The organism is Mycobacterium arosiense ATCC BAA-1401 = DSM 45069, assembly GCF_002086125.1.
Taxonomy (GTDB): Bacteria; Actinomycetota; Actinomycetes; order Mycobacteriales; family Mycobacteriaceae; genus Mycobacterium; species Mycobacterium arosiense.
The window spans coordinates 26116-38200 of record NZ_MVHG01000045.1; the positions used below are offsets into that span (position 1 = coordinate 26116).

Sequence of the window (12085 nt, forward strand, 5' to 3'; positions counted from 1 at the left end):
CGGGTCGCCGCAGTCCAGAGGCGTACCGGGTCAGTACATGACCATGTCGGGTTGCATCTGCTGCGCCCACGCCACGATCCCGCCCTGCAAATGCACCGCGTCGGCGAAGCCGGCCCTGTGCAACACCGCCAGCGCCTGCGCCGAGCGCACCCCCGTTTTGCAGTACAACACCGGCAGGCGATCCAGCGGTAGCTTTGCCAGACCCTCGCCGGAATTGATCGAGGACTGCGGGATCAGCTGGGCCCCGTCGATGTGCACGATGTCGAACTCGACGGGCTCACGCACGTCGATCAGCGCCAGCTTCTTGCCCGAATCGAGCCAGTCGCGCAGCTCGCGCGGCGTGATGGCCGATGCGGCGTCGTGGGCCGGGGCCCCGGGCGCCACGCCGCACAGCTGCTCGTAATCGACGAGCTCGGTGATCTTCGGCCTCGACGCGTCCGACGGGTCCCGGCGGATCGCGATGGTGCGGTAGGTCATCTGCAGCGCGTCGTAGATCATCAACCGGCCCAACAACGACTCGCCGATCCCGGTAATGAGTTTGATCACTTCGGTGCTCATCACCGAGGCGATGGAGGCGCAGACGATGCCCAGCACGCCGCCTTCGGCGCAGGACGGCGCCGAGCCGGCCGGCGGGGGCTCGGGGTAGAGATCGCGATAGTTGAGCCCGCGCCCGTTGGGGGCGTCCTCCCAGCACACCGAGACCTGGCCCTCGAAGCGGTAGATGGACCCCCACACGTAGGGCTTTTTCGCCAGCACCGCCGCGTCGTTGGCCAGATACCGGGTCGCGAAGTTATCGGTGCCGTCCACGATCAGGTCATAGGAGCCGAACAATTCGACGGCATTGCTGGAATCCAGTCGGAACTCGTGCAGCCGCACGTCGACCAGCGGGTTGATCGCGGCGACGGAGTCGCGCGCCGACTGCGCCTTGGACCGTCCGACGTCGGCCACCCCGTGGATGATCTGGCGCTGCAGGTTCGACTCGTCGACCACGTCGAAATCGACGACGCCGATCGTGCCCACGCCGGCAGCCGCCAGGTAGAGCAACGTCGGCGAGCCGAGGCCGCCGGCGCCGATCACCAGCACCCGGGCGTTCTTGAGGCGCTTCTGCCCGTCGAGCCCGAGGTCGGGAATGATCAGGTGACGGCTGTAGCGGGCCACCTCTTCGCCACTGAGGTGGTCTGCGGGCGCCACCAGCGGCGGCAGCGACGTCGACACTTGCGAAACATCTCCTCGATCGGCTTCTCCCACCATCACAGCAGCCCGCGCGGGGCGCGGCAACGAAACGGTGCGTCAGCGGGCCCGGTCAGGCGATCGGGTACGGCCAGGGATTGAACCGGCAGGTCTTCCCGTCGGCCTTGACGACGTCGGGGTCGAACTGCGCGGCGTCGTTGTTCGACGTGGAGAACGTTTGCTGCATCATCACCGGCGCCAGCGCGCCCTGCTGCTCGCAGGGCTCATGATGCAGGTATCCGATGGCGTGGCCGACCTCGTGGTTGATCACGTACTGCCGGTAGGAGCCGACGTCGCCTTCGAACGGCACGGCTCCCCGTACCCAGCGCGCCTCGTTGATGAACACCCGCGCTTCCCGGTTGGCGCCGAAAACCGGGTTGTAGCAGGAGGTTTCGAGCCGGAATTCGTAGCCGCACCCTCCGCGCACCGTCACCGGCGACGCCAGCGAGATCCGAAAGTCGGGTTTGCCGTTGTCGATCCGGATGAACGCGAACTGCGGGTTGTGCGTCCAGCCCTTCGGATTGGCCAACGTCTGGTCGACCATCTGGGCGAAGGCATCGTCACCGCCGAACATCGTCGGGTCGATGCCGTTCTCCACTTCGACCGTGTACCGGAACACCTTGGCGGTGCCCTGGCCCAGCTGCGGCGTGGTGCCCGGCACCACGTGCCAGGTCTTGTCGCCCGCTTCGGTGAACGGGCCGCCGTCCGGCAGGGTCCCGGCGGGGAGGTTGGCGTCGAACGCGGCGAGCCCGCGCGGCGGGGCGTCGATGATCGTGGTGCCCACCGCGCCGATCGCCGGTGGACTCTGGATGGGCTGGCTGGCCGTCGGCTTGGAGGCACCGGCGCCGGTCACCGTCTGGTACATCACCACCGCGGTGAGCACGACCAGGACGGGCAGGGCGTACGCGCGCCACCCGTAGGTCGAGACGAAGCGGCCCAGCCAGGTCTGTTTGCGCCATTGTCGCGGGCGTTCACGGTCGGCCCGGACCCGTCCGGCTTCCCGCGCCAGCGGGTCGCGCAGCGCCCGCAGCGGCTCGCGCCACTCGTCGCGCAACACCGGCACGCGACCTGCGCTGCGTGGGGGCCGCGGGGACGTCATTTTCCCAGGATTGCACAGCCGGCCACCGCCGCCGCGGGTGGCGCGCCCGAATCCGCCGTCCGACACCGCTTCTGCCAGCGGAGACGACGGCGATATCGGTCGCATCGACCGGGCGGGTAGTAAGGTCTTTTCCACGGGCTGCGAGCGGTTGGCCCCGATTTACCGATGGCCGCCGCCGATAATCAGATGAGGACTCGATGAGCGAACTCGCCAAGGTGCCGGCGCGGCGCGCCGTCCGATCGGCTGACCGCGGCCGGCCGGACGGAGCCGCGGTTTCCAATCGGCGAGGCAACCGGTTGCCCCGCGACGAGCGGCGCGGCCAACTGCTCACCGTGGCCAGCGATGTGTTCGTCGACCGCGGCTACCACGCGGCCGGTATGGACGAGATCGCCGACCGCGCCGGAGTCAGCAAACCCGTCCTGTATCAACACTTTTCGAGCAAGCTCGAACTGTACCTCGCGGTGCTGGCGCGGCACGTGGAGAACCTGGTGTCGGGTGTTCAGCAGGCACTGAGCACCACCACCGACAACCGGCGCCGGTTGCACTCCGCGGTGCAGGCGTTCTTCGATTTCATCGAGCACGACAGCCAGGGTTACCGGCTGATCTTCGAGAACGATTACGTCACCGAGCCCGAAGTGGCAGCCCAGGTGCGCGTCGCCACCGAGGCGTGCATCGACGCGGTCTTCGCGTTGATCAGCGAGGATTCGGGGCTGGACCCGCACCGGGCCCGGATGATCGCCGTCGGTCTGGTCGGAATCAGCGTCGACTGCGCCAGGTACTGGCTGGATTCCGACCGCCCGATTTCCAAGGCGGACGCGGTCGACGGCACCGTCCAGTTCGCCTGGGGCGGGCTGTCACACGTGCCGCTTACCCGCTCTTAACGGGCCTTGCCGGCGTGTTTGCCGGTTTCGGCGCTGATCCCGAAGCCCACCCGGCGCGCGTCGGCGGCGCCGATCTCGACGTAGGCGATCTTGGCGGTGTGAATCAGGAAGCGGCGGCCCCGCTCGTCGCTCAGCCGCAGCAGGCCCGACGCGTCGCTCAGTGCGGCGCTGACCAGATCTTCGACCTCGGCGGGCGTCTGGGCGCTGGCAAGGACCAGCTCGCGCGGACTATCCGTGATACCGATCTTGACCTCCACGGTCACCCCTTCCCTGGGTCTTGCAGTCATTCCGCAGCTGTTGAAGTCCCGGCCCTGTCAGCAGCAGGCTAGTGGACGCGGCCGACCCCGACCTCCCCGCGTCCCCACACTTCGCGGCGAGCGAAACTGTCGCGGCCCGATAACGATTCGCTTTCAGGTTGTCTCACCCGCCCGCGCGATACCCGATCCGTGTTTTCACATGGCTAACTTCGGCACCATGGGTACCACGTTGCCGCACCTTGACGACAGGATCCGGGCTTACCCCGACGACGACTTCGACGACGCCTGCGATACCGATCCGTACCTGAACGCGGACTACAACTGGACGGGCTGGCCGGCCGATTCGCGCTGGCGGCCCGCCACGGCGATCGTCGGCGCGGTGGTCGCCCTGGGCGCCATCGCCACCGCCGTCATCATCAACAGCGGCGACAGCGCGTCGACCAAGGCCACGCTGGGCGCGCCGGCGCCCCACCCGGTGACCTCGGCACCGGCGACCACCAAGGCGTCCGTGCCGCCCAGCGCGTCCCCGGGTCCCTCCCAGTTACCGGCCGAAACCTTTACGACGGTCACCACGCCCAGCACCGCGCGCACCGCACCGCCTGCGGCGGCCGCGCCCACCGTCGCGCCGCCGCTCACCACGGCACCGCCGACGGCCGCGGTGAATCCGCGCACCGTCGTCTACAGCGTGAACGGAACCAAGCAGCTGCTGGACCTGGTGAACATCGTCTACACCGACGCGCGCGGCGTGCCCCAGACCGAGTTCAACGTGTCGCTGCCCTGGTCGAAGGTGGTGGTGCTGGACCCCGGCGTGCAAACCGAATCGGTGGTTGCGACCAGCTTCTACGGTCAGCTCAGCTGCTCGATCTTCAACGCCGCCGGTCAGCGGATCATCGCCTCGGCCAACGCCTCGAACATGGCGACCTGCGCCCGCTGAGTGAAATAGCCGGCCTCAGCTCAGGCCGAGTTCGTGCATGCGCCGGTCGTGGGTCTGCTGCATCCGGTCGAAGAAGGCGTTGAGCTGGCCCAGCCCGCCGGCGCCGGACATCACCAGGTCCACCAGCTCGTCGTGGTCGGCCAGCAGGTACTGGGCCTGCGTGATCGCTTCGCCGAACAGGCGGCGTGACCACAGCGCCAGGCGGCTGCGCTGCTTGCCGCTGGACGTCACGGCGGCGCGCACCTCGGCGACGACGAACTGCGAGTGCCCTGTCTCCGACAGCGCCGCGCGCACCACGTCGGCAACCTCGTCGGGCAGACCGTCGGCGATCTCCAGGTACAGATCGGCCGCCAGCGCGTCGCCGACATAGGTCTTGACCAAGGCCTCCAGCCACGTGCTGGGCATGGTCAGCCGGTGGTAGTTCTCCAGCGCCGAGACGTACTTCGACATCGCCGACACCAGGTCGACACCGCGGCTTTCCAGCGCGTCGCGCAGCTGCTCGTAGTGCTGCATCTCGGCGGCGGCCATGCTCGCCATCGATATCCGTCCACGCAGGTCAGGCGCCATCCGCGCCTCGTCGGTGAGCCGGTAGAAGGCGGCGATCTCGCCATAGGCCAGCACCGCGAACAACTCGTTGACACCCGGGTGGTCGGCCGATATCCGGGGGGCGGGTGAATCGTCGATTTGGTCGGCGTCCAGATCGGCTTGGGAGGGCTGGCAGGAGGGCCGGGTCATGGCAACACTGTAGTCGGCTGACTTAGCGCGGGATGGGAGCCGGCTGTCGACCAGCTATCATGGGGGTAGATGGCGGCTGTATTCATGCCGTAATTGTTTTTCCAGCCGCTATCGGCGAAATGTGCGTGCACAGCTGGCCCGCCCTAACTGGGCTCTCCCAGGACCGAGCCAGGGCCGGCGACTCGGCGACGTATTCGGAGTCGGAACTCGTGCGCGCGTGACCGCGACAGGGAAATACCGATCCAATCCGATACGTCACCGAGAGGCTACTTACCCACGCATGACCGCACCCACAAGCACAACTCAACCGACCCCCCCACCAACCTTTGCGCAACTCGGCGTCCGCGCCGAAATCGTGCGCGCTCTTGCCGAAAAAGGGATCGAACGCCCTTTCGCGATCCAAGAACTGACCCTGCCCATGGCGCTGGCCGGCGACGACCTGATCGGCCAGGCCCGCACCGGGATGGGCAAGACCTTCGCCTTCGGCGTGCCGCTGCTGCAACGCATCACGGCCGGCACCACCGCCCGGCCGCTCAACGGCACACCGCGGGCGCTGATCGTGGTGCCCACCCGCGAGCTGTGCCTGCAGGTCACCGATGACCTGACGCTGGCGGCCAAGCACCTGACCGCCGATGACGGCCGACCGGTATCAGTGGTGCCCATCTACGGCGGGCGCCCCTACGAGCCGCAGATCGAGGCGCTGCGCGCCGGCGCGGACGTCGTGGTGGGTACCCCGGGCCGGCTACTTGACCTGAGCCAGCAGAATCACCTGCAACTCGGCGGGCTGTCGGTGCTGGTGCTCGACGAGGCCGACGAGATGCTCGACCTGGGATTTCTGCCCGACATCGAGCGCATCCTGCGCCAGATTCCGACCGACCGGCAGTCGATGCTGTTCTCGGCGACCATGCCGGACCCCATCATCACGCTGGCCCGTACCTTCATGAACCAGCCCACCCACATCCGGGCCGAAGCGCCGCACTCGGCGGCCACCCACGACACCACCGTCCAGTACGTCTACCGCGCCCACGCCCTGGACAAGGTGGAGCTGGTCAGCCGGGTGCTGCAGGCCGAGGGCCGCGGCGCGACGATGATCTTCACCCGCACCAAGCGGACCGCGCAGAAGGTGGCCGACGAGCTGGCCGAGCGCGGTTTCGCGGTGGGCGCGGTCCACGGCGATCTCGGACAAGCGGCGCGCGAGAAGGCGCTCAAGGCGTTCCGGACCGGCGAGATCGACGTGCTGGTCGCCACCGATGTGGCCGCCCGCGGCATCGACATCGATGACATCACCCACGTCATCAACTACCAGATTCCCGAGGACGAGCAAGCCTACGTGCACCGCATCGGCCGTACCGGTCGCGCCGGTAAGGCCGGCATCGCGGTCACCCTGGTGGACTGGGACGAGCTGGCCCGCTGGTCACTGATCGACAAGGCGCTGGGTCTGGACTGCCCCGAGCCCGCGGAGACCTACTCCAACTCTCCGCACCTGCGGACCGAGCTGAACATCCCCGCCGAGGCCGGCGGCACCGTGGGCGCGGCCCGCAAGCCGCAAGGCCAGCGCCGCAGCGGCGACCGCGACCGCAGCAAGCGGGAGCAGAAGTCGGAGAGGCCCGCGCGCCGCTCCGGCACCCGGCGGCGCACCCGCGGCGGCCAGCCCGTCACGGCGCACCCGTCGGGCAACGGCGCCGCGAACACCAACGGCGAGGCCGCCGCGGAAACACCGGCCGGCTCGCCCCCGGGCAACGCGGGCTCCACCCGGCGCCGCCGCCGGCGCCGCAAGCCCGCCGAAGGCCAGTCCGCCTCGGCCGCCGCCACCCAGAGCAGCTAACGATCCGCGCCGACGCATGGTCAAACCCGAGCGCCGGACCAAGGGCGACCTGCTCGCCGCCGCGGCCATCGCGGTCGTCGTCGCCGCGGTCGCGGCGTTGATCTGGTGGACCAGCGACGCCCGGGCCACCACCAGCCGGCCCGCGGCCGTTCCGGCACCCAACCCGGCGCCGGCCAAGCAGGTGCCGGGCGCGCTGACACAGCTGTGGAGCGCCGCCAGCCCGGCCACCACCGCCCCGGTGGTGGCCGGCGGCGAGGTCGTCACCGCGGCCGGACGCCGGATCGACGGTCGCGATCCCGAGACCGGGCAGTCCCGGTGGAGCTACGCGCGCGACACAGACCTGTGTGGGGTCACCTGGTTGTACCGCTACGCCGTCGGGGTCTACCGGGACGGGCGTGGCTGCGGGCAGGTGAGCACCCTGGACGGCTCCACCGGCCGCCGGGGGCCGGCCCGCAGTGGCTACGCCGATCCGCGGGTGCGGCTGTCCTCCGACGGCATGACCGTGTTGTCGGTCGGTGACACCCGGCTGGAACTGTGGCGCTCGGACATGGTCCGGATGCTGGCGTACGGCGAGACGGATGCGCGGGTGAAGCCGTCGACGCGCGGCCTGCACTCCGGCTGCACGCTGATCTCGGCCGCGGCCAGCTCGCAGGCGGTGTCGGTGCTGGAAAGCTGTGCGAATCAGGCCGACCTGCGGTTGGTGCTGTTGCGCCCGGGCAAGGACGACGACGAGCCTGCGCAACACCTCGTGGCCGAGCCGGGCATAGCCCCGGATTCGGGCGCCCGGGTGCTGGCCGTGTCGGAGAACACCACCGCGGTGTATCTGCCCGCGCCGCAGCCCCGGGTCGACGTGATCGACCAAACCGGTGCCACCGTGTCGAGCACCCCGCTGCCCAAGCCGCCGTCGCGCGCGTCGGCGGTCTCCCACCCCGGCAGCCTGATCACCTGGTGGACCGGCGATTCGCTGATGGTTTTCGACGCGAACACGGTGGCGCTGCGCTACACCATCGCCGCGGGCGACAAGGCGGCGCCGTTAGGGCCCGGGGTGATGATGGCGGGCCGGCTGCTGGTGCCGGTCACCGGCGCGATCGGCGTCTACGACCCGCTCAGCGGCGCCAACGAACGCTACATACCGGTGGACCGCTCGACCAGCGCCCCGCCGGACGGCAAACCGGTGTTCCCGGCCGTGATCGGCTCGCGGGTGCTCGAGCAGCGCGGCGACACGCTGGTCGCGCTGGGCTGACACCGACTGCCGCGACGGTTCGGCCGTGCTTGCGGCGGCGTCGCCCGTCGACCGTGAATCGTTGGCTTTCGGCGTGAATGCTCGGCGGCGACACGCCGGTGGGGCGCGCCGCCACTGGCACACTCGAAGCCGCCGGCTCACACTCGATACGGGTGCGCCGGCTCACGCCGCGACCTCGGCCGCTAGACCTCGACGGTGAACGTCGGCAGCGGCTTGCCGCTCTTCCAGTGCTTGAGCAACGCTTGCGCAAGCTCGCCGTAGGCCACCGCGCCCTTGTTCTTGCGCCCGGCCATCACCGACGACCCCGAGGCGCTGGCCTCGGCGAACCGCACGGTCCGCGGGATCGGCGGGGCCAGCACGGGCAGGCTGTAGCGGTCGGCGACGTCGAGCAGCACGTCGCGGGTGTGGGTGGTGCGCGAGTCGTACAGCGTCGGCAGGGCGCCGAGCAGGCGCAGCTCCGGGTTGGTGATCTGCTGGACGTCGGCGACGGTGCGCAGGAACTGGCCGACCCCGCGATGCGCGAGCGTCTCGCACTGCAGCGGCACGATGACCTCGTCGGCGGCCGTCAGCCCGTTGAGGGTGAGCACGCCCAGCGACGGCGGGCAGTCGATGATCACGACGTCGAAGTCGTCGCCGAGTTTGGCCAGCGCGCGCTTGAGCGCGTATTCGCGGCCGGCCCGCATCAGCAGCATCGCTTCGGCGCCGGCAAGGTCAATGTTGGCCGGCAGCAGCGTCATTCCCTCGGCCGTTCCGACGAGGGCGGCGTTGGGCTCGACGTCGCCGAGCAGCACCTCGTGCACGGACACCGGCAGCTTGTCGGGGTCTTGACCCAGCGAGAAGGTCAGGCAGCCCTGCGGATCGAGGTCGACCAGCAGCACCCGCTTCTGCTCGTCCACCATGGCCGCCCCCAGCGACGCGACCGTGGTCGTCTTGGCGACACCCCCCTTTTGGTTGGCCACCGCCAATACCCGTGTTTTGCTCACCGGCGCCGCCACCTCATCGCTGACTCCCCACTGCCTCGTCGCGTGCGGTTTACAGTGCCATCCTGGCATGTTCGCCCGGCGTGCGCTTTGGCCTGAGCAACCACCGCGAGTCGTCCGGCAGAATCGGTCGATATGGGCTTGCACAATCACCGTCTGGTGCTGCTGCGCCACGGCGAGACCGAGTGGTCGAAATCGGGCCAGCACACCGGCCCCACCGAGGTCGAGCTGACCGAGGCCGGCCGCACGCAGGCCAAGCTGGCCGGCGGGGTGCTCGCCGAACTCGAACTCGTTGACCCGCTGGTGATCAGCAGCCCCCGGCAGCGGTCGCTGACCACCGCGCAGCTGGCCGGGCTGACCGTCGATGAGGTGTCCGAGCTGCTGGCCGAGTGGGACTACGGCTCGTATGAGGGCCTGACCACGGCGCAGATTCAACAGACGGTGCCCGATTGGCTGGTGTGGACGCACGGCTGTCCGGGCGGTGAGAGCGTCGCGCAGGTCACCGACCGCGCCGACGCCGCCGTCGCGACCGCGTTGGAGAACATGGGATCGCGCGACGTGGTCTTCGTCAGCCACGGTCACTTCTCCCGCGCGGTGATCACGCGCTGGGTCGAACTGCCGCTCACCGAGGGCAGCCGCTTCGGCATGATCACCGCGTCGACCGCGGTCTGCGGCTTCGAACACGGGGTGCGCCAGTTGCAGGCGCTCGGATTGACGGGTCAGTGAATCGCGAAGGAGTCGAGCAGCTGAATCGCGAGCCGCCGTTCGCGTTGTGCGGGCCGACCCGCACCCTGATCGCCGACGGGGTGCGGCGCCGCTACGACGACGTGGGCGCCGCGCGGGCCGTGCTGCGCTCAGGTGAAGCACCGATTGTGTTGGGCGCGTTGCCTTTTGACGTCACGAGTCCGGCTGCGCTGCTGACGCCCGAGGCGGTGAGCGCCATGGATGGACCGCCGGACTGGCCAGCCGCCGGCCTGCCTTCGGTGCGAGTGGCGCAACCCGTTCCGCCACCGCTGGACTACCGCGATCGGATCCGCCGGGCGTGCGAGCAGCTCGCCGCGGCCGACAACCCGCTGCACAAGGTGGTGCTGGCGCGGGCCCTGCGGTTGGCGGCCGACGCCCCGCTGGACGCGCGGGTGATCCTGCGCCGGCTCATCGCCGCGGACCCGGCGGCCTACGGCTACCTGGTCGACCTGAGCGCCGCCGGCGACGAGTATGCCGGTGCCGCGCTGGTGGGCGCCAGCCCCGAACTCCTGGTGTCGCGCCGCGGCGACCGTGTCGACTGCCGGCCGTTCGCCGGCTCGGCCCCGCGCGCCGCCGACCCGGACGCCGACGCCGCCAACGGCGCCGCGCTGGCCGCCTCGGCCAAGAACCGTCACGAGCACCAGCTGGTCATCGAGGCCATCCGGACCGCCCTGGAACCGCTGTGTGAGGAGCTGTCGATCGCCGCCGAACCGCAGCTGAGCAGCACCGCCACCGTCTGGCATCTGTGCACGCCGATCAGCGGCCGGCTGCGCGAAACATCAACGACCGCAATCGATCTGGCGTTGGCGCTGCACCCCACCCCGGCGGTCGGCGGGGTGCCGACCGAGGCCGCGATGCGGCTGATCGCCGAACTCGAGGGCGATCGCGGGTTCTACGCCGGGGCGGTGGGCTGGTGTGACGCCCGCGGCGACGGCCGCTGGGTGGTGTCGCTGCGGTGCGCGCAGCTGTCGGCGGACCGCCGCGGCGCGCTGGCCCGGGCCGGCGGCGGTATCGTCGCCGAGTCCGACCCCGACGACGAAGTCGCGGAAACGACAACGAAATTCGGCACCATCCTCAACGCCCTGGGAGTCGAGCGATGAGCCGGCACATCCGGCGCGCGTCGCAGAAAGACGCGGCCGCCATCACCGAAATGATTTATGCGCTCGCCGAATTCGAGCACGCCGTCGATCAGTGCACGGTGACCGAAGCGCAGATCGCCGCAGCACTTTTCGGTGATCCACCGACGCTGTACGGGCACGTGGCCGAGGTGGACGGCGAGCTCGCGGCGATGGCGCTATGGTTCGTCAACTTCTCCACGTGGGACGGGGTGGCGGGCATCCACCTGGAAGACCTGTTCGTGCGGCCGCAGTTTCGCAGGCGCGGGCTGGCCCGGGCGCTGCTGGCCGCGTTGGCATCCGAATGCGTGCAGCGGGGCTACACGCGGCTGTCCTGGGCGGTGCTGAACTGGAACGCCGACGCCATCACGCTCTACGACGGCATCGGCGGGGAGCCGCAAAACGAATGGACGACCTACCGGCTGTCCGGGGCGTCGTTGGCGCGACTGGCGGAATCGCCCTGAGCGCCGGCGGCCCAGCGCACGGCGGCGGGGCTGAACAGCAATCCCAGCACGACCAGCGCCACCGCGCCCGCCGGAATGCCGCAAGCCGGCCGGTGTGACCCGACCGCGAGGTACCAGGCCACCGGCAACAGCAGCAGCTGGGTGATCACGGCCAGTCCGCGGCCCCAGCGCTTGCCGCGGGTCAACGCGCGGCCCGCGGCGATCACGGCGGCACCGACCAGCACGAACCAGCCCGCCGTCGCCAGGCCGTTGACCACCTGCTGATCGGCTCCGGCGATCCCGCGCACCACCAACACGACCGCCACGACCAGCGCCGCAATCCCCTGAAGCACCACGAGCAGGCCCGCGCGGCGAACAGAGGTCGGGGTGGTTGGCGGCGGCACAGCGTCAGCGTAGTCAGCGTGGCCGCCCATTCCCCCACAGCCGTGGCCTTGGCCGGCCCGCCAAGACCGATTGCGGCGCTCGCCCCCTAGGAGCTTGCTGAATTAGGGGTTTGTGGGGCGGGGCGTCTCGAGCCGTCTCGCGGCGTGTTGGAGTCAGACCCTCGGGTCGACAGAAAAGAGATCGCCCCGCCGGGT

At 69.9% G+C, this 12085-nt stretch carries 13 protein-coding genes; 7 read left to right on the plus strand and 6 right to left on the minus strand.

Features of this window, described 5'->3' with window-relative positions; genetic code table 11:
* Positions 1-30 precede the first annotated feature (30 nt).
* Positions 31-1215, minus strand: coding sequence for an adenylyltransferase/sulfurtransferase MoeZ (gene moeZ, locus BST14_RS17110; RefSeq protein ID WP_083065556.1), 1185 nt, complete (start codon positions 1213-1215; stop codon positions 31-33).
* Positions 1216-1303: 88 nt separating this feature from the next.
* Complete coding sequence (locus BST14_RS17115) at positions 1304-2434, minus strand: DUF3152 domain-containing protein (RefSeq protein WP_083065571.1); 1131 nt, start codon at positions 2432-2434, stop codon at positions 1304-1306.
* Positions 2435-2526: 92 nt separating this feature from the next.
* Here BST14_RS17115 and fasR point away from each other — a divergent pair, with 92 nt between their 5' ends.
* Positions 2527-3210: an HTH-type transcriptional activator FasR gene (gene fasR / locus BST14_RS17120; protein WP_083065558.1), complete on the plus strand. Its 684-nt coding sequence runs from the start codon at positions 2527-2529 to the stop codon at positions 3208-3210.
* Here the strand turns inward: fasR and BST14_RS17125 are convergent.
* Complete coding sequence (locus tag BST14_RS17125) at positions 3207-3467, minus strand: DUF3107 domain-containing protein (RefSeq protein WP_112710824.1); 261 nt, start codon at positions 3465-3467, stop codon at positions 3207-3209. The genes fasR and BST14_RS17125 overlap by 4 nt on opposite strands.
* Positions 3468-3684: 217 nt before the next feature.
* On the opposite strand from BST14_RS17125, the gene BST14_RS17130 reads away from it, so the two are divergent.
* On the plus strand, positions 3685-4401 hold the full coding sequence (locus tag BST14_RS17130) for an MmpS family transport accessory protein (protein WP_083065561.1): 717 nt from the start codon (positions 3685-3687) through the stop codon (positions 4399-4401).
* 15 nt (positions 4402-4416) lie between these two features.
* On the opposite strand, the gene BST14_RS17135 is transcribed toward BST14_RS17130, so the two are convergent.
* A complete protein-coding gene (locus BST14_RS17135; RefSeq protein ID WP_083065562.1) occupies positions 4417-5136 on the minus strand; it encodes a ferritin-like fold-containing protein in 720 nt (239 codons plus the stop codon).
* 280 nt (positions 5137-5416) lie between these two features.
* Between BST14_RS17135 and BST14_RS17140 the strand changes: the two genes are divergently transcribed.
* On the plus strand, positions 5417-6961 hold the full coding sequence (locus BST14_RS17140) for a DEAD/DEAH box helicase (protein WP_083065563.1): 1545 nt from the start codon (positions 5417-5419) through the stop codon (positions 6959-6961).
* Between the two features lie 16 nt (positions 6962-6977).
* A complete protein-coding gene (locus BST14_RS17145; protein ID WP_083065565.1) occupies positions 6978-8204 on the plus strand; it encodes an Rv3212 family protein in 1227 nt (408 codons plus the stop codon).
* Between the two features lie 182 nt (positions 8205-8386).
* Here the strand turns inward: BST14_RS17145 and BST14_RS17150 are convergent, their stop codons facing one another.
* The gene (locus BST14_RS17150; protein ID WP_083065572.1) at positions 8387-9187 is read right to left on the minus strand and encodes a ParA family protein; all 801 of its coding nucleotides are present in this window, start codon (positions 9185-9187) and stop codon (positions 8387-8389) included.
* 132 nt (positions 9188-9319) lie between these two features.
* Here BST14_RS17150 and BST14_RS17155 point away from each other — a divergent pair, with 132 nt between their 5' ends.
* From BST14_RS17155 to BST14_RS17165, 3 genes are read left to right on the plus strand one after another with little or no spacing between them, the layout of a single operon-like run.
* Positions 9320-9910, plus strand: a complete 591-nt coding sequence (locus BST14_RS17155) for an acid phosphatase (RefSeq protein WP_083065566.1) — start codon at positions 9320-9322, stop codon at positions 9908-9910.
* 20 nt (positions 9911-9930) lie between these two features.
* The gene (locus BST14_RS17160) at positions 9931-11028 is read left to right on the plus strand and encodes an isochorismate synthase (RefSeq protein WP_083065574.1); all 1098 of its coding nucleotides are present in this window, start codon (positions 9931-9933) and stop codon (positions 11026-11028) included.
* On the plus strand, positions 11025-11507 hold the full coding sequence (locus BST14_RS17165; RefSeq protein WP_083065568.1) for a GNAT family N-acetyltransferase: 483 nt from the start codon (positions 11025-11027) through the stop codon (positions 11505-11507). Before BST14_RS17160 ends, BST14_RS17165 begins: the two co-directional genes overlap by 4 nt.
* On the opposite strand, the gene BST14_RS17170 is transcribed toward BST14_RS17165, so the two are convergent.
* Positions 11459-11890, minus strand: a complete 432-nt coding sequence (locus BST14_RS17170) for a hypothetical protein (protein ID WP_083065575.1) — start codon at positions 11888-11890, stop codon at positions 11459-11461. The genes BST14_RS17165 and BST14_RS17170 overlap by 49 nt on opposite strands.
* Between the last annotated feature and the right edge of the window lie 195 nt (positions 11891-12085).

What these genes read in the sequence shown, in the direction of transcription:
- BST14_RS17165 (WP_083065568.1), top strand. Translation starts at nt 11,025, where the DNA reads ATGAGCCGGCACATCCGGCGCGCGTCGCAGAAAGACGCGGCCGCCATC.
- BST14_RS17140 (WP_083065563.1), top strand. Translation starts at nt 5,417, where the DNA reads ATGACCGCACCCACAAGCACAACTCAACCGACCCCCCCACCAACCTTT.
- BST14_RS17135 (WP_083065562.1), bottom strand. Translation starts at nt 5,136, where the DNA reads ATGACCCGGCCCTCCTGCCAGCCCTCCCAAGCCGATCTGGACGCCGAC.
- fasR (WP_083065558.1), top strand. Translation starts at nt 2,527, where the DNA reads ATGAGCGAACTCGCCAAGGTGCCGGCGCGGCGCGCCGTCCGATCGGCT.
- BST14_RS17145 (WP_083065565.1), top strand. Translation starts at nt 6,978, where the DNA reads ATGGTCAAACCCGAGCGCCGGACCAAGGGCGACCTGCTCGCCGCCGCG.
- BST14_RS17130 (WP_083065561.1), top strand. Translation starts at nt 3,685, where the DNA reads ATGGGTACCACGTTGCCGCACCTTGACGACAGGATCCGGGCTTACCCC.
- BST14_RS17155 (WP_083065566.1), top strand. Translation starts at nt 9,320, where the DNA reads ATGGGCTTGCACAATCACCGTCTGGTGCTGCTGCGCCACGGCGAGACC.
- BST14_RS17115 (WP_083065571.1), bottom strand. Translation starts at nt 2,434, where the DNA reads ATGCGACCGATATCGCCGTCGTCTCCGCTGGCAGAAGCGGTGTCGGAC.